This is a genomic window from Streptomyces sp. NPDC005761, from assembly GCF_040630635.1.
In the GTDB taxonomy this organism is placed as follows: Bacteria; Actinomycetota; Actinomycetes; order Streptomycetales; family Streptomycetaceae; genus Streptomyces.
The window spans coordinates 1-23,748 of sequence record NZ_JBEXXX010000016.1 but is presented as its reverse complement, the minus strand read 5'-3'; the positions used below and the strand labels follow the sequence as shown (position 1 = coordinate 23,748).

21 protein-coding genes are annotated in these 23,748 nt (G+C 68.6%); 13 read left to right on the top strand and 8 right to left on the bottom strand.

What is annotated here, in order from left to right; translation table 11 throughout:
- Positions 1–57: 57 nt before the first annotated feature.
- From ABZ434_RS17130 to ABZ434_RS17120, 3 genes are read right to left on the bottom strand one after another with little or no spacing between them, the layout of a single operon-like run.
- Positions 58–1,212, bottom strand: a complete 1,155-nt coding sequence (locus ABZ434_RS17130; RefSeq protein WP_359136664.1) for an ABC transporter substrate-binding protein — start codon at positions 1,210–1,212, stop codon at positions 58–60.
- 5 nt (positions 1,213–1,217) lie between these two features.
- Complete coding sequence (locus ABZ434_RS17125) at positions 1,218–2,966, bottom strand: thiamine pyrophosphate-binding protein (protein WP_359136661.1); 1,749 nt, start codon at positions 2,964–2,966, stop codon at positions 1,218–1,220.
- Complete coding sequence (locus tag ABZ434_RS17120) at positions 2,963–4,465, bottom strand: aldehyde dehydrogenase family protein (protein ID WP_359136658.1); 1,503 nt, start codon at positions 4,463–4,465, stop codon at positions 2,963–2,965. The genes ABZ434_RS17125 and ABZ434_RS17120 overlap by 4 nt, the downstream gene beginning before the upstream one ends.
- Before the next feature lie 212 nt (positions 4,466–4,677).
- Here ABZ434_RS17120 and ABZ434_RS17115 point away from each other — a divergent pair, with 212 nt between their 5' ends.
- The 10 genes from ABZ434_RS17115 to pqqE all read left to right on the top strand — a co-directional run bounded on the left by ABZ434_RS17115 (position 4,678) and on the right by pqqE (position 14,630).
- Positions 4,678–5,445, top strand: coding sequence for an IclR family transcriptional regulator (locus ABZ434_RS17115; protein ID WP_359136655.1), 768 nt, complete (start codon positions 4,678–4,680; stop codon positions 5,443–5,445).
- A 55-nt stretch (positions 5,446–5,500) separates the two neighbouring features.
- Positions 5,501–6,700, top strand: coding sequence for a CoA transferase (locus ABZ434_RS17110; protein WP_359136652.1), 1,200 nt, complete (start codon positions 5,501–5,503; stop codon positions 6,698–6,700).
- Positions 6,697–7,539 carry a citryl-CoA lyase gene (locus ABZ434_RS17105; protein WP_359136649.1) on the top strand — a complete coding sequence of 281 codons (843 nt, stop codon included), beginning with the start codon at positions 6,697–6,699 and terminating at the stop codon, positions 7,537–7,539. Before ABZ434_RS17110 ends, ABZ434_RS17105 begins: the two co-directional genes overlap by 4 nt.
- A 181-nt stretch (positions 7,540–7,720) precedes the next feature.
- A complete protein-coding gene (locus ABZ434_RS17100; RefSeq protein WP_359136647.1) occupies positions 7,721–9,871 on the top strand; it encodes a PQQ-binding-like beta-propeller repeat protein in 2,151 nt (716 codons plus the stop codon).
- 283 nt (positions 9,872–10,154) lie between these two features.
- Positions 10,155–11,147 (top strand): ThuA domain-containing protein, encoded by a 993-nt coding sequence (locus ABZ434_RS17095; protein ID WP_359136644.1) that lies wholly within the window; start codon positions 10,155–10,157, stop codon positions 11,145–11,147.
- Between the two features lie 314 nt (positions 11,148–11,461).
- Positions 11,462–11,593 (top strand): pyrroloquinoline quinone precursor peptide PqqA, encoded by a 132-nt coding sequence (gene pqqA / locus ABZ434_RS17090; RefSeq protein WP_359136641.1) that lies wholly within the window; start codon positions 11,462–11,464, stop codon positions 11,591–11,593.
- Positions 11,594–11,603: 10 nt separating this feature from the next.
- The gene (locus tag ABZ434_RS17085; protein ID WP_359136638.1) at positions 11,604–12,500 is read left to right on the top strand and encodes an MBL fold metallo-hydrolase; all 897 of its coding nucleotides are present in this window, start codon (positions 11,604–11,606) and stop codon (positions 12,498–12,500) included.
- Positions 12,497–13,255, top strand: a complete 759-nt coding sequence (pqqC, locus tag ABZ434_RS17080) for a pyrroloquinoline-quinone synthase PqqC (RefSeq protein ID WP_359136635.1) — start codon at positions 12,497–12,499, stop codon at positions 13,253–13,255. Before ABZ434_RS17085 ends, pqqC begins: the two co-directional genes overlap by 4 nt.
- Positions 13,252–13,524, top strand: coding sequence for a pyrroloquinoline quinone biosynthesis peptide chaperone PqqD (gene pqqD / locus ABZ434_RS17075; RefSeq protein WP_359136632.1), 273 nt, complete (start codon positions 13,252–13,254; stop codon positions 13,522–13,524). Before pqqC ends, pqqD begins: the two co-directional genes overlap by 4 nt.
- Positions 13,521–14,630 carry a pyrroloquinoline quinone biosynthesis protein PqqE gene (gene pqqE / locus ABZ434_RS17070; RefSeq protein WP_359136629.1) on the top strand — a complete coding sequence of 370 codons (1,110 nt, stop codon included), beginning with the start codon at positions 13,521–13,523 and terminating at the stop codon, positions 14,628–14,630. Before pqqD ends, pqqE begins: the two co-directional genes overlap by 4 nt.
- A gap of 273 nt (positions 14,631–14,903) precedes the next feature.
- Here the strand turns inward: pqqE and ABZ434_RS17065 are convergent, their stop codons facing one another.
- The 5 genes from ABZ434_RS17065 to ABZ434_RS17045 all read right to left on the bottom strand — a co-directional run bounded on the left by ABZ434_RS17065 (position 14,904) and on the right by ABZ434_RS17045 (position 19,344).
- Positions 14,904–15,227, bottom strand: a complete 324-nt coding sequence (locus ABZ434_RS17065; RefSeq protein WP_359136626.1) for a GH32 C-terminal domain-containing protein — start codon at positions 15,225–15,227, stop codon at positions 14,904–14,906.
- Between the two features lie 38 nt (positions 15,228–15,265).
- Entirely contained in the window at positions 15,266–16,297 is a 1,032-nt protein-coding gene (locus tag ABZ434_RS17060) for a LacI family DNA-binding transcriptional regulator (protein ID WP_359136623.1), read from the bottom strand.
- A 73-nt stretch (positions 16,298–16,370) separates the two neighbouring features.
- Positions 16,371–17,204, bottom strand: a complete 834-nt coding sequence (locus ABZ434_RS17055; RefSeq protein ID WP_359136620.1) for an ATP-binding cassette domain-containing protein — start codon at positions 17,202–17,204, stop codon at positions 16,371–16,373.
- Positions 17,201–18,196 carry an ABC transporter permease gene (locus ABZ434_RS17050; protein WP_359136617.1) on the bottom strand — a complete coding sequence of 332 codons (996 nt, stop codon included), beginning with the start codon at positions 18,194–18,196 and terminating at the stop codon, positions 17,201–17,203. Before ABZ434_RS17050 ends, ABZ434_RS17055 begins: the two co-directional genes overlap by 4 nt.
- 125 nt (positions 18,197–18,321) lie before the next feature.
- Entirely contained in the window at positions 18,322–19,344 is a 1,023-nt protein-coding gene (locus ABZ434_RS17045; RefSeq protein ID WP_359136612.1) for a substrate-binding domain-containing protein, read from the bottom strand.
- A gap of 246 nt (positions 19,345–19,590) precedes the next feature.
- On the opposite strand from ABZ434_RS17045, the gene ABZ434_RS17040 reads away from it, so the two are divergent.
- The 3 genes from ABZ434_RS17040 to ABZ434_RS17030 all read left to right on the top strand — a co-directional run bounded on the left by ABZ434_RS17040 (position 19,591) and on the right by ABZ434_RS17030 (position 23,653).
- Complete coding sequence (locus ABZ434_RS17040; RefSeq protein ID WP_359136609.1) at positions 19,591–20,553, top strand: carbohydrate kinase; 963 nt, start codon at positions 19,591–19,593, stop codon at positions 20,551–20,553.
- Positions 20,554–20,774: 221 nt separating this feature from the next.
- Positions 20,775–23,336 (top strand): GH32 C-terminal domain-containing protein, encoded by a 2,562-nt coding sequence (locus ABZ434_RS17035; protein ID WP_359136606.1) that lies wholly within the window; start codon positions 20,775–20,777, stop codon positions 23,334–23,336.
- Between the two features lie 11 nt (positions 23,337–23,347).
- Entirely contained in the window at positions 23,348–23,653 is a 306-nt protein-coding gene (locus ABZ434_RS17030) for an antibiotic biosynthesis monooxygenase family protein (protein WP_359136603.1), read from the top strand.
- Positions 23,654–23,748: the final 95 nt, after the last annotated feature.

Sequence of the window (23,748 nt, the reverse complement as noted above, 5' to 3'; positions counted from 1 at the left end):
TGAAGCCGGTGCGGCGCCCGGCTTTCGGCTCGACGGGCTGACTGAGCGGGACGGCCCTTACTGAGCGGCGGAGAGCTTTCCGTCCTTGATGATGCCGATAGTCGTCTTGAAGATGCCGACGCCTGTCCCGTCGTACGCGAAGTCGCCGAGCAGACCCTGGTACTTGGTGGCCCGGATCTCGTCGGCGAGCTTCCTGCCGGTGGCGACGCCGCTGTTCTTCAGCGCGGTGAGCACGATGTTGGTGCCGTCGTACGCCTTGGCTCCGTGCAGTTCGGCGTCCTTGCCGTACTCGGCCTTGTAAGCGGTGGCGAAGGCGCGGCTGGCGTCGCTGATCTCGTTGCTGAGGTAGGGCGAACTGACAATGGTGTTCTCGGCGTTCTTGGCGCCCGCCGTCTCGATGAAGACCGGTGTGCCCTGCGGTGCGGCTCCGGCGAACGGGGCGGTGATGCCGAGGTCGCGTGCCTGCTTCACGATGAGGCCCGCTTCGACCTCCTCGGATCCGATGAAGATGGCGTCGGGCTTGGACTGCCGTATGCGCGAGAGGGAGGCGCTGAAGTCCTTCTGGTCGGTGGTGACGACCTGGTCGGTGACGGGGGTGATGCCCGCCTCCTTGAGTGCGGCCGTGAAGGCGTCGTGCTCGCCCTTGCCGTAGGAGCCGTTGTTGGAGATCATCGCGATCTTCTTGAACTTCTTGGTGGTGACCAGGTAGTCGGCCAGCGTGGAGTCGTAGGTGGTGCTGGTGGGCCCGTTGAGGAAGAGGAAGGGGCTCTTGACGTCGACGAGGGCGGTGGCCTGGCCCGAGGTGATGTTGGGGATCTCCGCTTGCTTGAGGATGGGGGCCATGGCCACGGTGACCGCGCTCTCCGCGGTGCCGATCATCGCCGTGTAGTTCCCGCTGTCCAGTTTGCGCGCGATGTTGGTGCCGGTGGTGGGGTCGCCCTGGTCGTCGAAGACCGTCAGCTCGATCTTGCGGCCGTCGATGCCGCCCTTCTTGTTCCACTCCTTGACCGCGAGCTTGGCGCCCTTGGCCTCCCAGTCGCCCAGCGAGGCGAGCTGACCGCTCTGGGCGTCCACCACGGCGATCTTGATGGGTCCGCTGCTGTCGGCGTCGTCCGAGGATGAGTCGCCGGGGGCGCTGCACGCGGCGGCGGCAAGGAGGACACCGAGGGCGGCGGCCGGAACGGTGATGTAGCTGCGAGTTCTTGCGCGCATGGGAGTCATCCTTCGTCGGGGAAGTTGCCGTGGTAGATGTCGTTGATGTTCCAGTGGCCGGGCGTGGGAACCGGCTCGTTGACCATGGGGATGTCGATGACGGCGGGCCGGCGTCGCTCCACCGCGGTGGCGAGTACCTTCGCCAGTTCCTCGGCAGAGGTCACCTCGTAGCCGTCGGCGCCGCAGGACCTTCCGTAGGCGGCGAAGTCGGGGCTGTAGGGCTGGCCGTCCGGGCCGGTGAAGTCGCACCCGTATCCCCGGCCGTAGTTCGAACGCTGGAGGTCGGAGATGGTGCCGTGGGCGCGGTTGTTCATGACGGCGAAGATGACGGGCAGGCCCTGTTCCACCGCCATCGGCACGGCCGGGAGCTGTGCGCTCATCCCGCCGTCGCCTATGAGGGCGACCACGGTGCGCTGCGGCTGCGCCATCTGGACACCGACCGCTGCGGCGGGGCCGAAGCCCATGGTCGATGCGCCGCCGGGGGTGATGAACCTGCCCTCGGGCGGCAGGTCGTAGGACTGGGCGACGCCGTTCTTGTTCCAGCCGACGTCGGTGACCAGGATCGCGTCGGCGGGGAGGCAGGCTCGGAGATCGGCGAGGATGCGCTGGGGGCGCAGCGGAAAGTTGTCGCTCGCTCCGTTCTCCGTTGCCAGGTCGAAGAGTTCGGCCCTGCTGACGGCGATGGTCTCGCGGAGCCCCGGACGGGTCAGGGGCTCAGGTCGCAGCGCCCGGACGGCTGCATCGATGGCGCGCACGGAGTGGCCGACGTCGGCGACGGCCCCGATCTCGACCGGATAGTTGCGGCCGATCTCGGCCGGGTCGATGTCGATCTGGATGAGCTTGCTCGGCGGGAAGTTCCAGGTGTAGGCGGGGTCCCAGGAGCTGGCGTCGGTCTCCGCGAAGCGCGTGGCCAGGGCCAGCACCAGGTCGGCGTCCTTGGTGTGGGCGTGGGTCGAGTCCAGGCCCCAGAAGCCGGGCATGCCGAGCAGCAGCGGGTGCCGGTCGGAAACGGCACCCTTGCCCATCAGGGAGTGGGCGAGCGGGATGTCGAGGTGCTCGGCGAGGGCGAGCAACGCCTGCTTGGCCTCGGGGGCGCGCAGACCGCCGCCGAAGTAGATGAGGGGGCGCTCGGCGTCCACCAGCGCCTGGGCGATGCGCTGGGCGGTTTCCTCGGCAAGGCCGGGCAGGGCGCTGTCGGGTATCGCATGGGATCCGGGGGTGTACGGCTCGACCTGCCGCGAGAAGAGGTCCATGGGTACGTTGACGAGTACGGCGCCGGGCCGGCCGGAGGTCGCGGTCCAGAATGCGCGTTCCACGGTGCGATGGAGGTCGAAGGTGCGCTGGACGGGCCAGGCGCGCTTGCAGAACGGCCGGTAGATCGCGGTCTGGTCGGCGTCCGCGTGGAGGTTGACCTCCTGGTGCGGGTGGCGGCCGTAGTAATAGGAGGGGATGTCGCCGGAGATGACGACGAGCGGAACGGAGTCCATGGCGGCCGTGGCGACACCGGTGACCGCGTTCATCATGCCGGGGCCGACGTGGGTGAGCAGGACGCCGGGCTTGCCCGAGGCGCGGGCGTAGCCGTCCGCGGCGTGGGCCGCGGCCTGCTCGTGCCGGGCGATGACGAAGTGGATGGAGCTGGGCCCCAGGGCATCGAGGAGCGCGATGTTCGTGTGCCCGCAGGTGCCGAATACGTACTCGACGCCGTACGACTCGAGCTGTGTGACGAGGGCTTCAGCGGCGGTAACGGTGGTCACTGGTTCTCTTTCGTGAGGTCATGGCGTTCGCCCCAGATGGACAGGCCGCGGAGCATGAGGGTCTTGACGACCGTGTAGTCGTCGATGAGCCAGCGCGGCGACTCGCGTCCGAATCCGGAGTCCTTCACGCCGCCGAACGGGATGTGGTCGAGGCGGAAGTTCGACGTTCCGTTGACGATGAGCCCGCCTACCTCCAGGCGTCGCCAGGCGGTGAAGATGCGCTTGATGTCGTGGGTGAACAGACCGGCCTGCAGCCCGTAGCGGCTGGTGTTGCACTCATCGAGGACCGTGCCGAAGTCGTCGTAGGGCATCACAGCGACGAGTGCGCCGAAGACTTCATGCGCGACGACCGAGGCGTCGGCGGGTGGGCCGGCGATGATGGTCGGGGCCGCCGTGGCCCCGTTGCGGGTTCCGCCCCGCAGGACCGTGGCTCCCAGCCCGGCGGCTTCGGCCGACCAGCGGACCACCCGCTCCGCCGCGTCGTCATCGACCATGGAGCCGATGTCGGTGGCCGGGTCCATGGGGTCACCGATGACCAGCTTGTCGACCGCCGCGGCGAAGGACTCCAGGAAGTCCGCGTACAGACTGCGGTGGACGTAGACCCGCTGGACGGAGATGCAGCTCTGCCCGGAGTTGCTGTATCCGGTGCGGGCCGCCGCCTTGGCCGCGGCCTCGATGTCGGCGTCCTCGCAGACGATGGTGGCCGCGTTGCCGCCGAGTTCGAGGGCGAGCCGCTTGGCGCCGGCGGCGCGGGCTACGGCCGCTCCGGTGGCGGCGCTGCCGGTGAAGCTGATGACGTCGACCTCGGTGGCCGCGCACAGTGCGGCACCCACTTCACCCCCTCCGTGCAGCAACTGGACCGCCTGATAAGGCATTCCGCTGTCCAGCAGCAGGGCCACCACGGCCGCCGAAATGGCCGGGGCCTGTGGGGGCGCCTTCACCAGCGTGGTGTTGCCCGCGGCGAAGGAGGCGCCGAGCTTGTGCGCCAGGAGATTGGCCGGGGCGTTGAAGGGGGTGATGGCAAGGGCGACACCGGCGGGAGCGCGGTAGGTGAAGGCGCTGTTGCCGATTCCGGTGTCCCAGCCCGCGACCGGCAGGGTCTCCCCGTCGATGCGGCGAGCCTCGGCCGCACAGACCTCGAAGGTGGACGCGACCCGCTCGATCTCGATGCGGCTGTCTTTGAGGGGCTTGCCCAGCTCCAGGGCGAGCAGGGTGGCCAGCTGATCGCGGTGGGCCAGTGCGGCGGCTGAGGCACGCTGCAGGATCGCGGCCCGAGCCGCCGGAGCGAGCGAGGCGACCTGGGGCGCGTAGCGGCGGGCGTCGGCCACGGCCCGGTCGATCTCGGCCGGCAGTGCAGTGGGCGCCCGGCTGACGGTCCGTCGCACGTAAGGGCCGGCCCGCTCGGCCCAGGGGCCGTCGCCCGACCACGCTCCGGCAAGGAAGGGAAGTGCGTCGACGACTTCTGCGTCGGCAACGGACTTGAGGAGGACTTCCAGCATCACGTCTCCAGATAAGCCATCTAGCGGTTTTCATAGACCGCCTTGTGGACTGGCGTGTAACGTACGGGCGCCGGTTGGGCTTGGCAATAGCCCGGGCGAAAGAAGTTGAATCCTGAGGTTTCCCGCCGATTCGGCGCGAGTGCCGCCCATGAACGCCCCGGCCCGCCCTGGTTCTGGCCACACTGTCGGCACAGACCACACGAAGGAGAAGCATGGATCCCGATCAAGGACAGAGCGGCGTACGCAGCGTGCGCCGGGCCCTGGACATCATGTCGCTGCTGACCGAGGACCAGCCCGTCGTCTCCCTCAGAACGATCGTTGAGGCGACCGGGCTGGCGAAGACGACCGTGGTCCGGCTGGTACAGACCCTGGAGAGCTACGGACTGCTGTGGTCCACCGACGCGGGATACACCGCGGGCCCGGGGCTGTGGCGCTGGGCCCACCTTGCACAGGGCAGCTGGGAGCTGCCGCCGGAGACGACAAAGGCGCTGAGGGCGCTGGCGGACCGGCGCGGCGAGACGGCGAACGTGATGATCCGGCGCGACATCCACCGCGTCTGCGTCGCTCAGCAGGAGAGCCCTCAGCCGTTGCGCCATGTGGTGCGGGTGGGTGACGAACTGCCGCTGTGGGCTGGCGCCTCGTCGAAGGTGCTGCTGGCGGGTGCGAGCGACGCCCTGCTGCAGCGGATCGCGGCGACCTCACCGCACGGGGCACCTCACGTGGAACAGCTTCGGGAATGGATCGACCAGGCCGCGCAGCAGGGATACGCCCTCAGCCAGGGGGAGCGCGATGTCGGCCTCACCGCCGTGGCCGTGCCGCTCACCACCTCATCGGGCGTGGTGGTCGCCGCACTCTCGCTGAGCGGGCCCACCGCACGCATCACCCAGAACTCGGTCGAGGACTTCGTCCAGGACCTCAAACAGGTGGCCGGCCAGATCATGACCCAGGGATTCGACCACCCCCTGGGACCTCGGGGCTGACAACCGTGCCGGACAGCGGCGCCGGTCACCGGCGCCGCGTGAGGAGACACCACCCATGGATGCGCGACCTCTCGACGACATAAGAGTGCTGGACCTGACGAATGTCCTGGCAGGCCCCTACTGCAGTTACCACCTCATGCTCCTGGGGGCGGAGGTCATCAAGATCGAGCGCCCGGGACAGGGCGACCTCGCCCGCAAGCTCGGCCCCGACGCCGACCTCAACCGCGCCGGCATCGGCGCTTCCTTCCTGGCGCAGAACGCGGGCAAGAAGTCCGTGGAACTCGATCTCAAGGACCCGGCCGACCGCCGGGTCTTCGAGGAGATGCTGAGCGGCGCCGACGTTCTCCTGGAGAACTTCCGCGCCGGCGTCCTGTCCCGGATGGGATACGACCAGGAGCGGCTCGACCAGATCAATCCGCGCCTGGTCTGCTGTTCCATCTCGGGTTTCGGTCAGACAGGGCCGATGAGCGACGCGCCCGCCTACGACCAGATCATCCAGGGACTCTCCGGGATGATGAGCGTCACCGGGACCGTCGACACCGCCCCGTTGCGGGTCGGCTTCCCTGTGTGTGACACGACCGGCGGACTGTCCGCGGCCCTCGCCGTCAGCGCCGCCCTGCTGCACCGGGAACGCACCGGACAGGGCAGCAGGCTGGACGTCTCCATGCTGGAGACGTCCCTGTCGGCCATGGGCTGGGCCGTCTCGAACTATCTGGTGAGCGGCGTCCCCCCGGAACCGATGGGGGACCAGAACGCCACCGCCGCGCCTTCGGGGACGTTCCGCACCAAGGACGGCCCGCTCAACATCGCGGCCAACCAGCAGCGCCAGTTCGAGACCCTGTGCCGGCTGGTCGGCACCCCGGAACTCGTCACGGACCCACGGTTCGCCGAACGCGAAGGGCGCAAGGCATACCGCGAGGAGCTCAACTCCGCTCTCAACGAGGCCCTTTCGCAGCGCTCCGCAGCCGAGTGGGAACAGGTACTGACAACCGCCGGGGTGCCTGCGGCCCGGGTGCTCACGGTCCCGCAGGCACTGTCCCAGCCACAGGTGCGGCACCGGGGCTTCGTCACCGAACTGCGAAGGCCCGATGGATCGGGCACAGCCCTGCCCGTACTCGGCAGCGGGGTGCTCTTCGACGGCGAACCGTTCCTGCCCCGTACGCCTCCGCCGCTGCTGGGCGAGCACAACGATGAGCGCGAGCAACTCGCCTCGCGCTGGTCATCGACCGCCACGAAAGAGGTGACGAGCTCATGAGTACGTCCATGCCGGCGCACGACGAAGCCGCACAGTGGTGGGCCACCGCCGTGAGCCACATCGAACCCGGATCCATCGAGCTGCGGGACCGGCCGGTACAGGACCTGATCGGCTCGGTCGGCCTGGTGGACATGATCTGGCTGCTGCTGCGCGGCGACCTCCCCTCCCCCGGGCAGTCCGCCCTGCTGGAAGCAGCACTCGTGGCAGGAGTGGACCACGGACCGCAGGCGCCCTCCATCGCCGCCGCCCGGATGGCCGCGACCTGCGGCGTGGGCCTCAACAACGCGATCGCCACCGGCGTCAACATGCTTGGCGACATCCACGGCGGAGCGGGTCAGCAGTGTGTCCAGATGCTGGAGGAGATCCGCGCACTCCATCTGGCCGGCGCGGACTGGGACGCTTCCGCTCGTGGGGTCATGGCCCTGTGGCAGGCCCGCTCCCGCTACCTCCCTGGGTTCGGCCACCGTTTCCATCCGGTCGACCCGCGCCGCGATCCCCTTCTGCGGCTGACCGAGGAGGCCGTGGCCGCAGGTGCGGTGTCGGGCGAGTACCTCCAGGCGGCTCTCGCGGTCGAACGCGCCCTGCGCGAGCGTCGTGCCGGTGCACGCCCCGTACCGATGAACATCGACGGCGCCACGGCCGTCATCTACGGCGAGTTGGGCTTTCCCGCGCCGCTGGCCAGGGGCCTCTTCGTGCTGAGCCGGTCGGTGGGCATCCTGGCCCACGCATGGGAGGAGACCGGGCAGGGGCGCCGGAACAAGGGCCCCATCCCCCGTTCCGTCCTCCCGGCCCGTCTCAAGCCTGTGGATCGGGCCTCCGCCGAGGAATCCGCGTCATAACCCTTGTCACGCAACTGCAGTGTCCTTAATGTATGGAACCACTTCTCGGGGACCATTGCGCGGGTCCGTCAAACCGCACAGCGGACCATGATCCGCTTTCCCCGCTCTCTCTCCCCCTCACCTCCAACCGGACCACCCGGTGGATCCGGATTCGGCAGGGGCACGTCATGAAAGAGGGTTCATGGACAGACGCAGTTTTATCGCCAGTGCGGCGGCCGGCACCACAACGGCCGTTGCGCTTCTCAATTCGCCCGCCCAGGCCGCCGAACCGCACAGCGGAACGCTGGCCCTGCCGGTCCCGAGACAGGCGTTCAAGCCGACGGACAGCGACTTCCCCAAGGCGGGCGGAAACCTGGCCAACCAGAACTACTCGGCTCTCAAGAAGATCACCCCGCGCAATGTGAAGCAGCTCGGCGGCGCCTGGCACATCAACCTGGAGGGCGGCGACACCGGCCGTGCCCAGCAATGCGCCGTCGTGGCCCAGGACGGCGTCCTCTACATCGCCACCACCCAGCAGAACATCTTCGCGGTCAACGGCCGCACCGGCTCCGTCAAATGGAAGACGAGCGTAGGCAGCGAGACCACCAACATGCGTGGGGTCGCCCTCGGCCAGGGGCTCGCCTTCACCATCTCCGGGGCGAACGTCATCTACGCCCTTGACCAACGCACCGGCGCCGTCGTGTGGACCAGGGAAATGCTCATCGAGGACCAGGGCGACCCCGGATGCGACCCGGCCAGTGGCCAGTGCGGCGGCAGCAAGGGCAGCCTCGCCGGCGCCGTCGTCTACTGGGACGGCATGATCTACGTCGGTACCCAGGGCAGCACCGCCGGCGCCCGCGGCCGCGGGTACGCCCTCGACGCCAGGACGGGTGAGGTGATCTGGACGTTCTGGGGCACGCCCGGGCCCGGCGAGTTCGGCCACGACACCTGGGAGGGCGACACCTGGAAGACCGGTGGCGCGGTCTGCTGGATCCACCCCGCAGTGGACCCCGAACTCGGCCTGGTCTACTGGACGTTCGGCAACCCTTACCCCCGCACCGACGGATCCACCCGGGGCGGTGACAACCTCTTCGCCAACTGTCTGGTGGCCATCGACGCCAAGACGGGGAAGCGGCGCTGGCACTTCCAGTCCGTGCACCACGACATCTGGGACTACGACGGTGTGATGTCGCCCGTGCTCGCGGACATCCAGATCGAGGGACGCAAACGCAAGGTCGTCGTGTACGGCAGCAAGACGGGGATGTACTACATCCTGGACCGTGCCAGCGGAGACCCGGTTCACGGCATGGAGGAGCGCCCCGTACCGCAGCACGCGGCGCAGAAGACCGCCCCCACCCAGCCCTTCCCCGGCGGCGAGCCCTTCGTCGAGACGGAACCACGCATCGACAAGGCCACCCGGCCAGTGCCGTTCTACGCCACCGGCGGCCTCTTCGAGGTGCACTGGGACCGGCCGACCATCCTGTATCCGGGCGCGGGCGGCGGCGCGGACTGGTCCTCCCCGTCCTTCAGCCACCGCACCGGGCTGGTGTACGTGGGATACGGGCTGATCAACTCCGCCTACTCCAACACCCATGGCGGCCGGGTCAATACCGCACGCCCCCTCGGTGAGTACTTCGCCGGCGGAGTGGCCGCGGTGGACCCCCGGACGAACACGGTGTCCTGGCGGCAGGAGGGCGACTGGTCGCTCGCCCACGGCAACGGTGTGCTCAGCACCGCAAGCGGCGTGCTCTTCCAGGGGCGTCCCGACGGTGTCCTGACCGCCATGGACGACGCGACCGGCAAGGAGTTGTGGACCTGGCAGTGCGGCGCGGGCGTCAACACGAGTCCGATGACGTACGAGGTCGACGGCGAGCAGTACGTGGCCGTGCTGGCCGGCGGAAACGGTCTGCCCTACCCGGACATCCCGCGCGGCGACCATCTGTGGGCCTTCAAGGTCGGTGGGAAGGTCGGCCCGGCGCCCGCGCCCGTACCCCCCTCCAAGCGCAACCAGATCCGGGCCGCGGCGGTCAGCGGCAGCGCCGCGGACAACACCATCACGCTGGGCCGCGTCTGGGACAACGCCAAGGGCGCCCCGGGCGCCGCCGAGAACCTCGTCTCGCAGAACGCCATGTCACCGCAGCATCTCGCCATCGAACGCGGCACCACGGTGACGTTCACCAACCCCGCGACCAACAAGACCGCCCACGGCGCTGCCGCCTTCTTCGAGGCCGAGTTCGACACCGGCCTGCTGATGCCCGGGGAGTCGTACACGCACACCTTCGACACGGCGGGCGAGTTCTTCTACAACGACCCGGTGTCCCCACAGAGCACGGGCAAGATCGTCGTCTCCTGACCCCGCGGCCACGCACCGCCCGGGCGAAGTCCGCTCCACCCGCACGACGCATGCGGCCCCGTCCGCCATCACACCGGCCGCCGCCTGCATGCCTCGCACCTCGGCCGCACCGTCGGGCGCAGACGTACGGGCGCACTCAGCCGCTCCGTCCACGTCCGTCATGCCTCCCCTCCTGCGCGGCGGCCGCCACGGCCAGGCGGCGGCTCACCGCCCGCCCGCAGGCTCCCTCCCCTTTCGCCAGGTGCCGATCCGGCGCGCATCGACAACAGAAGGAAGCACACCCATGCCAGGAAGAACCCTCCGGGCGAGAGCGCTGAGCACTCGCTCGGCCGTGCTCGCCACATTGGGGGCGACGATCGCCATGGTCGTGGCGCTCATCGCCACCGGCACCCTCAGCTTCGCCCATGGGCGGATCGGCACCGGGGCCAAGGAACTGGGCGACCCCGACTACGGGGTCTGCCGTGGGCTGAACCCTGACTGCTACCACGACTGGGGCAACTTCGACCCGGCCAAGGGCTACAGGATCCTGCTGTACACCCGCACAGCAGGGCCCCGGCACGCCAACCTCGGCCCGGCGCCGGCAACAGGCCTGAACCCTCCGATCACCGACGCGAACGTGGTCCAGAAGGCCATGCTCAAGCTGGGTGAGCAGGGGGGCTTCCAGGTCGACTACACCGAGGACGTCACCCAACTCGCCTCACCCAACACGTTGTTCAAGTACAACGCGGTGGTCTTCTTCTCCACCAGTCGCGACGCGCTGGATGACGCCGCCCAGACCTCGCTGCGCCAGTACGTCCGCGGCGGCGGCGGCTTCGTCGGCATCCACAACGCCTTCGGAACCGAGTACAACTGGCCCTGGTACGAGGGCCTGCTGGGCAACGCCAACTTCTACGACCACGGAGCCAACCAGCCCGGCACCGTGCAGACGGTGGAGCGCAGGGACGTCTCCACCAAGGAGCTGCCGACCCGGTGGAACTTCACCGACGAGTGGTACAACCTGGTCCCCGCCCCCACCAAGGTCCGGGTCCTGGCCGAGGTCGACGAGAGCACCCTGACCAAGGGGGTGGCCGGCAACTACAACCACCCCGGCCACGGTGACAACCACCCGGTGGCCTGGTGCCAGTACTACGACGGCGGCCGCTCCTGGGTCACCACGCTGGGCCACGACGCGAAGGAATTCACCACGGACGGATCCTTCGCCGGAGCGGCCGAGTTCCAGAAGCTGATCACGGGGGGCATCCAGTCCGCGGCCGGCATGAAGCCCTTCTGCAAGTAGCACCGGGCGCAGCCTGGCATGCCGATGGCACGGCTGTGCCGGGCCATCGGCATGCCCGCAAGCACGCAGCAGCAGGCGAAATCAGTGCCACCCTCCCTCTTGCTCCCGACCGGGCGCCTGCATAACGTATGAGTCAATCCACCTGACGGACCACCAAAACCGCTCAGCGGTTGTTCGCCAGCTTGTCGCGGCACGCTCCCAGAGTCATCGCACCTGTGTCACAGCCGGCAGTGCTCCCCGGCGCAAGCCCGGTACGGGCCTCCCCCGCCCATTCCCGGCACACCCACTTCCGCCCCACCGAAGGGACATCCACCATGCTCGACGCCCCCATCACCCCCGACCAGCAGACCGTCACCGCACCCACCGCCGATGCCTGGGCCACACCGGACTTCACCGTCATCGAAACCGGCATGGAAGTCACCGCCTACTACCTCAACGACCTTTAGCAGAAGCCCGATGCTGCTGCTCACCCTGGGAACGGCAGCGGGTGGAGGGGTTCCCCAGTGGAACTGCGCGTGCCCCGGCTGCACCGGGGCACGCGCTCACCCCGACCGTCGCCGAAGCCATGACTCGCTTGCCGTTCTCGGCCACGATCCGTCCTCCTGGTTCCTCGTCAACGCAGGTCCGGACATCACCGATCACCTGGAGGCACACCCCCGGCTGCGTCCAGGAGCGGGCGCGGAACGCACCCCGGTGATCCGGGTCCTGCTCACCGACGCAGAGCTCGACCACACGCTGGGCCTGTTGCGGCTGCGCGAGGCGCGGCACGTGGAGATCCACGCCACCGCACCGGTACGCCAGGCTCTGCGCGAACGCCTCGCGCTGGACACCGTTCTGGCGCCCTACACCACTCTCACCTGGCGGAACCTGCCGCCGCCGGGTCAAGGCCCGACAGTGATCGCGGGGATCGAGGTCTGCGCAGTGCCCCTGTCCACCAAGCGTCCCCGCTACGCCGCTGACGCTCCGGAGGACGACTCCTGGGTCACCGCCGCCCGCCTTCACGACCCCGGCCGCGGAGGGACAGCGCTGTACGCGCCGGCGCTCGCCGGCTGGACCGAGGAGTTCGGCAAGGAGGCCGCCGCCGCGGACTGCGTCTTCATCGACGGAACCTTCTGGGACGACAAGGAGCCGCAACGACTGGGCATCTCCGACAGAACGTCAACCGCCATGGGCCACCTGCCCATCGACGGGCCCACCGGCACCGCCCAGCGCCTGTCGTCCCTGCCGGCCCGCTGCCTCTACACCCACCTCAACAATACGAATCCCCTGGTCGACCCCTCCGCCCCGCAACACGGCATCCTGGCCGGACGAGGGCTCGAAGTGGCCCAGGACGGGATGGTGATCGAGCTATGACGACAGCACCCGCACGGCCCGGACCCGGTATCGCACACCCCGCACAGCCCGGCGACGCACCCCTGCCACCCGCCGCGTTCGAGTCGGAACTGCGGCAATTGGCACAGAGCCGCTACCACGACAAGCATTCCTTCAACGTACGCATGCACCGCGGTGACCTCAGCCCCGCAGAGTTGCGCACCTGGGTCGCCAACCGCTTCCACTACCAGCGCAGCATCCCGGTGAAGGATGCCCTGATCCTCGCCAAACTGCCCGAGCCCTCCATGCGGCGCTCGTGGCTGCGCAGGATCCAGGACCACGACGGTATCGCCGACGGCGAGGGCGGCATCGAGCGCTGGCTGCGGCTCGGCGAGGCGGTCGGCCTGGACCGCACCGACCTGGAGTCGGGCAGGAACGTCCTGCCCGGGGTGCGGTTCGCCGTCGACGGATATGTGAACTTCTGCCGGCTCAGTCCCCCTCTGGAGGCCGTCGCCTCCTCGCTCACCGAGCTGTGCGCACCGAACATCATGCTGACCCGCCTGGAGACCTTCCCCGTCCACTACCCATGGATCGAGGAGTCGGGACTCGCCTATTTCAGGAGCCGGGTACCGCAGGGGCGCCGTGACGGCGTCGAGGCACTGTCCTGGGTGGTCGACTGGGCGCGAACCCGCGCCGACCAGCTCGGCGCGCTGTCGGCGCTGGCTTTCAAGTGCGATGTGCTCTGGTCGCTCCTCGACAGCGTCGAGCACGGCGGCCGACCGGGAGGCGTGAAATGAACACGCCCCCCGGGGACCTCTGGTGCCCTCGCCGGGCCGCCGCCGTCGTCCTGAGGCACGACCGGACGCGGGGCAAGGACGTCCTGCTCATGCCGGAACGCGTCGTCGTGCTCGAGGGCAGCGCCCGATCGATCATCGAACTGTGCGACGGCACGCGCACAGTGACCCGCATCGCCGACGAGCTGCGGCAACGCTTTCCCACAGCCCCTGTCGACACCGAGGTGAGCACGTTCATCGAACGGCTGCACAAGGAAGGCTGGATCCGATGACGGCGACGGCCCCACCCCCCTGGGGGCTGCTGGCGGAACTGACACACGCCTGCCCATTGCACTGCGGCTACTGCTCCAACCCTCTGGAGCTCACCCGCCGCTCCCGCGAGCTGACCGCCGCGCACTGGGTGGACATCTTCCGCCAAGCCGCCGACCTCGGAGTCCTGCAGACCCACCTCTCGGGCGGCGAGCCGCTGCTCCGCAAGGACCTGGAGACGATCGTCACCGGTGCGGAGGAATCCGGCATCTACACCCAGCTGGTCACCAGTGGCTCGGGCCTCAGCGAGGACCGTCTGCGCTCCCTGACCGCGGCAGGGCTGCGCAGCGTCCAGCTGTCCGTACAGCACGCGGACCCCGCCACCTCGGATGCGATCGCAGGCAGCCGCGCTTTCGCCGCCAAAGAGGCTGCCGCGGCACTCGTCCGGAAGGCCGGACTGCCCCTCGGTGTCAACGTCGTCCTGCACCGGCACAACCTGGACGCCATCGACGCTCTCGTGGAACTCGCGCTGACGTGGGGCGCGGACCGGATCGAGCTGGCCAACACGCAGTTCTACGGCTGGGGCCTGCTCAACCGGGAGGCACTCATGCCCGGTCGCGACCAGCTCGCCCGCGCGGTGGAGTCCGTCGACCGCCGGCGCGAGCAGCTGGAGGGGCGTCTGGAAATCGTCTGGGTCACGCCGGACTACTTCGACGGGGTCGCCAAACCCTGCATGGGCGGCTGGGGAGCCGTCTCACTCACCGTTGCCCCTGACGGGACCGTCCTGCCGTGCCCCGCAGCCGCCACCCTGCCCGGCCTGGATCCGGTCAACGCCAAGGAGCATTCCCTGCGCTGGATCTGGGAAGAATCGAAAGCCTTCAACCTATACCGGGGCACGGACTGGATGCCCTCACCGTGTCGCGGCTGCGACCGCCGGGACAAGGACTTCGGAGGCTGCCGGTGCCAGGCCTTCGCCCTGACGGGCGACGCCACCCGCACCGATCCAGCCTGTTCCCTCTCCCCCGACCACGCGATGCTGACGGCTCTGGCCCGTCCGGCCGACGGTGGCATCCGCGACATGATTCAGCGCCGTCCGACCGTCGGTGCGGGGCCGGCTCCGCGCCCCTGACACCGCGCTCCTCCCCACCACGGACCGCACCGTTGACAGCCCGGTCGTCGCCGTCGACCGTCGATGTGGTGCTGACGAAGGGTGGGAGCTCCTCCACGGTCCCGCGAGGGCGACTTCTCCCGGCTCACCTGGCGAACGCTCAAGTGCCTAAGGGCTGCCGAATCGGCCCCTCGATGTGCGCCTGGATCGCACCGGGGCGAGGTGCCCCCGGCAGCAAGCCTGCTGGACACCATCGCGACCCTCCCGGGATCCCGTTCCGGTCTCAGAAGACGATCACTCATCCTTTCGCCGACATCTCGGCGCACGTCGCCCAACGCGCCGCGTCCCCCGGTGGGACACTCCGGGGGACGCGGCACTGCGGAGGGCGCGGCACGTCCGCATGCCGGGCATCGCCCGCCTGCACAACCTGCGCCGTATGCAGGTGCGGCAGACTCGGTCGGTCATGTTGCCCATCTTCCAGATGGTCATGGATCTGATGACGCTGCCGTCCCCGAAGAGCTTCAGGCCGAGGGAGTCCTGCCGGAAGGGGTAGGCCCCGGTGGTGATGGACTTGTGCGAGTTGGCGTACGCCTCGATCATCAAGCGGTCGACGAACACGTCGAGCGTCAGATTGCCGTCGGACAGCGTGAGCGGGATCAGACTTCGCGCCCCGCCGGAACGGTTTGTTCTCCCGAGCCACGGACGATCAGCCTGGTGGGCACAGTGATGGTCCGGGCACGTGAGCGGTCGCCGTCCAAGCGCGCCAATGCGGTGGCCGCCGCCCTTCTGCCGATTTCTTCGGGATCCTGCGCCACGACGGTCAGGGCCGGTTCGAGCGCTTCGGCGAGCGCCACGTCGTCGAAGGCGACGACGGCGACGTCCTTCCGTCTGCTGCGGGCGAGTTCAGCAACGATCCCCAGCGCGACAATGTTGTTGCCGGCGAACAGGGCCGTAGGGGGATCGACCAGGTCCAGGAGCTGGGAGGTGCCGGCGGAGGCACCGTGCGGGTCGTGTGCGTTGGTGACCAGGGAGCGGTCGTAGGGGAGGCCGACTTCCGCCAGGGCCGAGCGGTATCCGGCCAGGCGTTCGCGGCGGGTGTAGAGGTTGGTGGGGAGGTCCCCGACGAAGCCGATGCGGCGGTGGCCGTGGGAGATCAGGTGGGTGACGCCCTCGTGGGCTCCCGTACGGTTGGAGCTGACGACGCTGTCCGTGGCCAGCCCGGCTCCCGGCCGGTCGATGAAGACCACGGGCAGTCCGGCGGCCCGGTGTGTGCGCAGGTGGGAGTGGTCGGAGCCGACGGCGGGGATGACCATCAGTATGCTCACGCGGCGAGCCAGGAACTTGTCGCTCAGGGCGCGTTCGCGTTCGGGCTCGTCTGCGGAGGACCCCATGAGCAGGGTCAGACCCCGGTCTCGCACCATGTCCTCGATGCCGCCGGCCACTGCGCCGAAGAAGGGGTTGCCGAGGTCGGGGACGACCAGTCCGATCGTCGTGTCGGGCCCGCCGACACGGATGTTGCGTGCCATCAGATTTGGCTGGAAGCCGAGTTTGGCCACCGCGGCGAGCACCTGTTCCCTGGTCCGGGCTGAGGCGGGTCCGTCCTCGTTGAGGACTCGGGAGACCGTCTTGGCGCTGACGCCTACTTCTCGGGCGACATCGGCCAGGGTGGGGCGGCGGTTCGCTGCCATGGAGGAGGCGTCTCCTGTGCTCGTCGGTTCCGGCCGCGGCCTCGGCCGGAACCTGTGAGTGTGCTGAGTCGTGTCAGGTGGCCTGGACTCCTACCGCCTTGGCGGCCTCGGAATCCGCTACGACAGTACCTCCGGCCCCATCGAGAGTCAGAGCGCCCGTCATGATGGCGACGACCTCCGCCATGGTGTGGTCGGAGGGTTTGATCATGGCGGCGCGGCGGCCCAGCCGGTGGACGTGGATCCGGTCGGCGATCTCGAAGACGTGCGGCATGTTGTGGCTGATCAGGACCACGGGCATGCCCTTGTCGCGAACGCGACGGATCAGATCCAGGACCTGCCCGGATTCCTTGACACCGAGGGCCGCGGTGGGCTCGTCCATGACGACGACGCTGCGCGCCCAGGCGACGGAGCGTGCGACCGCCACGGCTTGCCGCTGTCCGCCCGAGAGGGTCTCGACCGCCTGCGTGAGCGAGCGCAGACCGATCTTGAGGTCGGCCATGTGCTCGGCAGCCTCCTGCCGCATGCGCTTCTTGTCCAGCATGCGGAAGGCGCTGCCGAGGACGCCAGGTCGGCGCAGTTCACGGCCGAGGAACATGTTCGAGGCGATGTCCATGGAGGCGGCCACGGCCAGGTCCTGGTAGACCGTCTCGATGCCGTGGGCGCGCGCGCTCTGCGGCCCCGAGAAGTGGATGAGTTCGCCGTTGAGCCGTATCTCGCCCGCGTCCGGTGTCACGGCACCGGTGAGGGCCTTGATCAGGCTGGTCTTGCCGGCTCCGTTGTCGCCGATGACCGCGAGGACCTCGCCGGGCATCAGGTCGAAGTCCGCACCGTCGATGGCGGTGACCTGCCCGTAGCGCTTGACCAGACCGCGTGCCTGGAGAACGGGGGTGGAAGTGGTGGTGGTCATCGGGCCTTCCTCCGGGACATCTGGTCGACGGTCACCGCGAGAATCACGAGGATTCCGGTGATCAGGGTCTGGTAGATGGAGGCCACACCCATCAGCTGAAGGCCGTTGCGGAACACACCGACGATGAGGACACCGATGAAGGTGCCCAGGACCGAACCGCGTCCACCGAAGAGACTCGTACCGCCCAGGACCACGGCGGTGATGCTGTCGAGGTTCTCGGTCTGCCCTGCCTGCGGGTCGCCGACACCGGTACGGGAGATGAGCAGCAGGGCGGCGAGTCCGTACAGGACGCCTGCCACGGTGTAGATGCCGATGGTCAGACGGGAGGTGCGGATGCCGTTCAGGCGTGCGGCTTCCTGGCTGTTGCCCAGCGCGTAGACGTGCCGGCCCCATCCGGTGCTGCTGAGGGAGTAGGCCAGGAGGAGGAAGAGGGCGATGGTGACCAGCGAACCGTAGGTGATGTCCGTGTGGCCGAGCGGGAAGGTGCGGCCGAGGGCCGTGAGTGGGCCGGGCAGGCTGGTGACGGTCTGTTCTTCGGAGTAGATGTGGGTCAGGGCGAACGCCACGTTCAGCATCCCGAGGGTCACGATGAACGGCGGCAGCGGGATCTTCTGCACCAGAAGCCCGTTGAGAAGTCCGAAGCCCCCGCAGACGACCAGGCCCAGGGTGATGGCGAGGAGCGGTGGCAGCGTGCCCTCAGCCGCCATCTTGGCGATCACGATGCTGCCGAACGCCATCACGGCACCGCACGACAGATCGATGCCCGCCGTGAGGATGATCAGTGTCTGCCCGATGGCGAGGGTGCCGACGACCATGACCTGCTGCACGATCAGCGAGAAGTTCCCGCCCGTGAGGAACTGGTCCGTGGAGAGGGAGAAGAACACACAGGCAAGGAGGAGGGCGGCCAAGGGGCCGGTGGTCGGCGCGGTGAGCAGTCTGCGGGCCTTGGTCGGCGCTTCGAGCTCGGCGTACGGCGTGGTTGTGGCTGTCATGCGTAGTCCTTGTCGGAAGAACAGAGGTCCTTGTGGGAGGACGGGGCGCGGCGGCGTACCTGCTCGGGCAGGGCAGGCCACCACGCCAACGGGTGTCGAACGGCGGCGGCTCGGGGGCGGCCGGCTCAGCCCCAGCAGTTGTCCAGGCCGTGGGCGGTGTCCCTCGACTCGACCCCCGCCTGCGCCTTGTCCGTGATCAGGCTGACGCCGGTGTCGGTGTAACCGCTCGCCTTCTTGCCGTCCTTGGCGTACGACACGACGGCCTTGACACCTTCGGCAGCCATCTTCAGCGGGTACTGCTGGGAGGTTGCGGCGATCTTGCCGTCCTTGACCGCCCGGGTCCCGGCGCAGCCGCCGTCGACAGAGACGATCAGAACGTCCCTCTCCCGGCCCTTGGCCTTCAACGCGGTGTACGCGCCGAGCGCGGCCGGTTCGTTGATGGTGTAGACGACGTTGATGCCGGGCGCCTTCTGGAGGCAGTTCTCCATCGCGGTCTGACCCTTTGCCTGATCGCCTCCGGTGTCCTGGGAGCAGACGATGGACGGGTCCTTGTCGCCGAGGCCGAAGCCCTTGAGGAAGCCGTTGTGCCGCTGGACGCCGACGGCGACGCCCGGCGCCAGGTCGAGCGTGGCGATCTTGGCCGCCTTGCCCTTCATGGCGGCCTTGGCGTAGGCGCCGATCAGCTCGCCGGCCGCGAGGTTGTCGGTGGCGAAGAGGGCGTCGACCGCGCTCTGGGGATCGGTCGGGGAGTCCAGGGCAATGACCAGGATCCCCTTCGCGCGGGCCTTCGCCAGGGCGGGCACGATCGCCTTGGAGTCACTGGGGGTGATGAGGATGCCCTTGACGCCCGAAGCGACCATGTTCTCGACGGCAGTGACCTGACCTGCGTTGTCCCCGTCGAACTTGCCTGCCGAGGAGATCAGTTGGGCTCCGCTCTCCTTGGCTGCCTTCTCCGCCCCCTCCTTCATCTTCACGAAGAAGGGGTTGGTGTCGGTCTTGGTGATCAAGCCGACCTTGACGCCGCCCGAGCCCGAACCCGCGGAATCCGAGCCGGAACCGGACCCGCACGCCGTCAGCGTGAGAGCCGCGATGCCCACGCACGCGGCAGCTCTGATCAGGGAGGGGGTCAGACGAGTGGTGTGAGGCATGAACGACTCCTGCGGGATTGCGTACGGATCGGGCGGCATCGATGCATGCCGCCGGAATGTCATCGTTGACTTATGTCATCGTTGACACTGCCTGCCGAGGATGATGGACTCCGTCTCCCGGGAACGTCAATGGCTTGCCCCCGTTACAAATCGGCAACGTCCCGGCCGTCGCCCACCCGTAGCCGGTCAGCGCCCGTGCCGCGACGCACCCGGTTCGGCCGTCCGCTCGTCAGAGAAGAGCAGCCCATGAGCTCGCGTCAGATCACCGTCCTGGGGGAATGCGTCGCTGACGCCTTCACCCGTCCCGCCAGCGCCCCGAACGCACTCGACCTGCGCGTGCTGCCCGGCGGCGGACCGGCGAACACCGCTGTGGCCCTGGCCCGCCTGGGCACCCGGTCCCACTTCCTGGCCCGGCTGTCGGGGGACGTGTTCGGCCGGCTGTTCCGGGCCCATCTCGAGGCTTCCGGGGTAGACCTGTCCCACGCCGTCGTGGCGTCCGAACCCAGCACGTTGGCGGTGGCGGAGCTGGACGCCCAGGGACAGGCGGTCTACTCCTTCCATGCCCAGAACACGGCCGACTGGCAGTGGGCGAGCGCCGAACTGGTGGACGCGGACCTGTCCGCGACCGTCTGCCTCCACACGGGCTCCCTGGCCCTGGTCCTGGAGCCCGGGGCGGCGGCGGTGGAGGAGTTCCTGACAACGGCCGCACCCCGGACCACCATCAGCATCGACCCCAATGTTCGCCCACTGCTGGTGCACCCCGAGGCCTACCGGGCGAAGCTGCAGCGCTGGTGCGGCCTCGCGGACGTTCTGCGCCTGAGCGAAGAGGACCTGAAGCTCCTCCTGCCTGAAACTCCCCTCGCCCAGGCCTGCGACATCCTGCACACCGACGGAGCCCGGCTCGTCGTGATCACGCGCGGGGCCGACGGTGCGCTTGTCTCGCTGGACGGTGAGCGGGCGCACGTGCCGGCCGTGGCGACGCGGGTCGTCGACACGGTCGGGGCCGGAGACTCCTTCACAGCGGGGCTGCTGCACGACCTCGGCACCCGCGGGCTCCTCGGGGGGCGCCTGACCGGCCTCCGCCTGCACGAGGTGGTGGAGGCCTGCATGTTCGCCGCTCAGGTCGCGGCCCTGACCTGCTCGGTCACCGGTCCGAACCCCCCGTGGCGGAGCCAGCTGCCCCAGTTCTCGTCATCCGATCACGGGTGACGGGCAGAGGGGTCGGGCTGTCGGCATCACGTCCTGGCCGTTGACGCGTCAGCCAGGATGCGTCCATCATCGGGCACCGGATGTCATCGATGACACATGTCAACGATGACATCACTCTGGCCGATGCGGTGTGCCGGCTCCGGCAAAGCCGCTCTCTCTCGTTCCGTCCGCGCCCGGAAGCAAGCATCCGGCTGCGGTACGGCCACAGCCCAGGAGACACCATGAACCCACGACACGTATCCCGGCGTGCCCGCAACCGGGCGATCGCCGCAACGGCGACCGTGTGCGCCATGTCCGCAGCCTTGCTTGCGCCTCAGGCCGCCGCTTCCGACTCCCGTCCCCACACCGAGACCTACCGGCCCCAGTTCCACTACACACCGCAGAAGAACTGGATGAACGACCCGAACGGCCTGGTGTACTACCAGGGCGAATACCACCTCTTCTACCAGTACAACCCCAACGGCAACTCCTGGGGCGACATGTCCTGGGGGCACGCGGTGAGCACCGACCTCGTGCACTGGAAGGAGCTGCCGCTTGCTCTGTCGCATGACGACAACGAGATGGTGTTCTCCGGCAGCGCGGTCGTCGACCGGGGCAACACCACCGGGTTCGGCACGAAGATCAACCCGCCCATGGTGGCGATCTACACCAGTTACGACAGGAGCACCGGCACTCAGACCCAGTCGATCGCCTACAGCAACGACCGCGGCCGCACCTTCACCAAGTACGACGGCAATCCCGTCATCGACATCGGTTCCAAAGAGTTCCGTGACCCCAAGGTCCAGTGGTACGCGCCGACCAAGAGCTGGCTCATGACGGTGTCGCTGTCCACCGAGCACAAGGTGCAGTTCTACTCCTCGAAGAATCTCAAGGACTGGAAGCTGCTCAGCGAGTTCGGGCCGGCCGGGGCGACCGGCGGGGTGTGGGAGTGCCCCGACCTGTTTCCTCTCGCGGTCGACGGAGACAAGAAGAGGATCAAATGGGTCCTGGTCGTCAACATCAACCCTGGTGGAATCGCCGGTGGTTCGGGTGCCCAGTACTTCGTCGGCGACTTCGACGGCACGAAGTTCACCGCCGAGGACAAGGGCACCTACACCCCGCCCGCCGGCACCGTCGAGCAGGACTTCGAGAGCCAGGGCTTCGGAGAGTGGACAACGACCGGCACCGCGTTCGGCCAGGGGCCGGCCGGCGGGGCGCTGGAGGGGCAGGGTCCTGTCAGCGGCTTCGAGGGTAAGGGTCTGGCCAACAGCTTCCACTCAGGAGACGGCGGCACGGGCACTCTCACCTCCCCCGCCTTCACCGTCGACAGCCGGTATCTCAACTTCAAGCTCGCCGGCGGACAACACCCGCACCAGGCCGGAACCGTGCAGGAGCGGGGACCGGTGCCCGAGGGGAGCACTCTCGCCGACTTCGAAGGGGGCACCTACGGCAACTGGACGACGACGGGCGACGCATTCGGCACCGCCCCGGCCACCGGCAGCCACCCCGGCCAGCAGGAGGTCACCGGTTTCCTCGGCAACGGACTGGCCAACTCCTTCCTGAACGGCGACTCCACGACCGGCAGTCTCACCTCACCCACGTTCACCATCGACAAGGACTACGTCAACTTCCTCATCGGCGGTGGCAGCCATCCCGCCACCCAGACCGACCCTGTCGCCGTCGAACTCCTCGTGGACGGCGCAGTGGTGCGGAGCGCCACCGGACACGACGGCGAGGCACTCAACTGGGACTCCTGGGATCTCCGTGACCTCGCCGGCAAGCAGGCTCGCATAAAGATCGTCGACGACAATACGGGGGGATGGGGCCACATCAATGTCGACCACATCGTGCTCTCCGACACCCGGGCCCAGCCCGTCTCCCGGGAGACGGCCGTCAACCTGATCGTCGACGGCCAAGTCGTCGGCAGCGCCACAGGTTCCAACAGCGAGACGCTGGACTGGGCGTCCATCGACATGCGCCCCTATGCCGGAAAGAGGGCGCAGATCCAGATCGTCGACATGAACACCGGCGGCTGGGGCCAGATCATGGCCGACCAGTTCACGACGGCCGAGACCCCGGCCCAGTCCGCCGTGCAGCGCGCCGACTGGGCCGACTACGGCAAGGACTACTACGCGGCCGTGTCCTGGGAGGGCGCACCGGACGGCAAGCGCTACATGATCGGCTGGATGAACAACTGGGAGTACAGCAGCTCCCTCCCCACCTCCCCCTGGCGCGGCGCGCAGAGCGTCCCCCGTCTCATGGCCCTGCGCACCGTCGACGGCCGGATCCGGCTGACCGGAGAACCGGTGAAGGGCCTGGTCTCTCTCCGGAAGGGCCGGCCGGTGGCATCGGGCGGAGTCACGGTGACGAGCACGTCACAGCCTCTGGGGCGCCGAACGGCCGGGGGCAAGGCACTCGACATCGAGGCGACCTTCTCCCTCAAGGACGCCGAACGGTTCGGCCTCAAGGTGCGCACCGGGACGGGCGGAGAGGAGACCGTCATCGGGTACGACGCCTCTACTCAGGAACTCTACGTCGACCGGACCCGCTCCGGCACCGTGAACTTCAGCGACGCCTTCGCCGGCGTCCAGCGCGCACCGCTGCAGGCCACGAACGGCAAGGTGAAGCTGCGGATCCTGGTCGACTGGTCATCCGTCGAGGTCTTCGGTGGCAGCGGCGAGGCGGTGATCACCGATCAGATCTTCCCCGACCCGTCCAGTCAGGGGATCCAGGTCTTCGCCGAGAACGGCTCGGTGAGGCTGGACCGAGCCGTCGTCCGGCAACTCGGCTCCTCGCGAAAGTAGCCCCCGACCGCATGAGATCACACGAGAACAAGACCTTGCTTGCCGAGTTCACCGCCCGTGAGGGCGCGGAGGGCGAAGTCGCGCACTTGCTGCGGGAGTACGCCCGCGAGGTGCGCGAGGAGGTCGGCAATCTCGCCTTCGAGATGTACACCAAGGCCACCAGCCCTCGCGCCTACTGGATCTTGGAGGTGTACCAGGACGAGGCCGCCTTCCAGAGGCACCTGCAGGCTCCGCACGGCGGTCCGTTCAACATCGCACTCGCCCCGTTGATCGAGGAGGGTGCCTCCCGCCTGACCTTCCTCGACCCCCTGACCTGAGGGCATGGGGTCCGGCCGACCCGCGAGAGAGGTCCCGCCCCTCACCATCCAGCCGAGCAGGGCTCCCGAGGCCGGCCGACGCGCGGTCGCGCGTC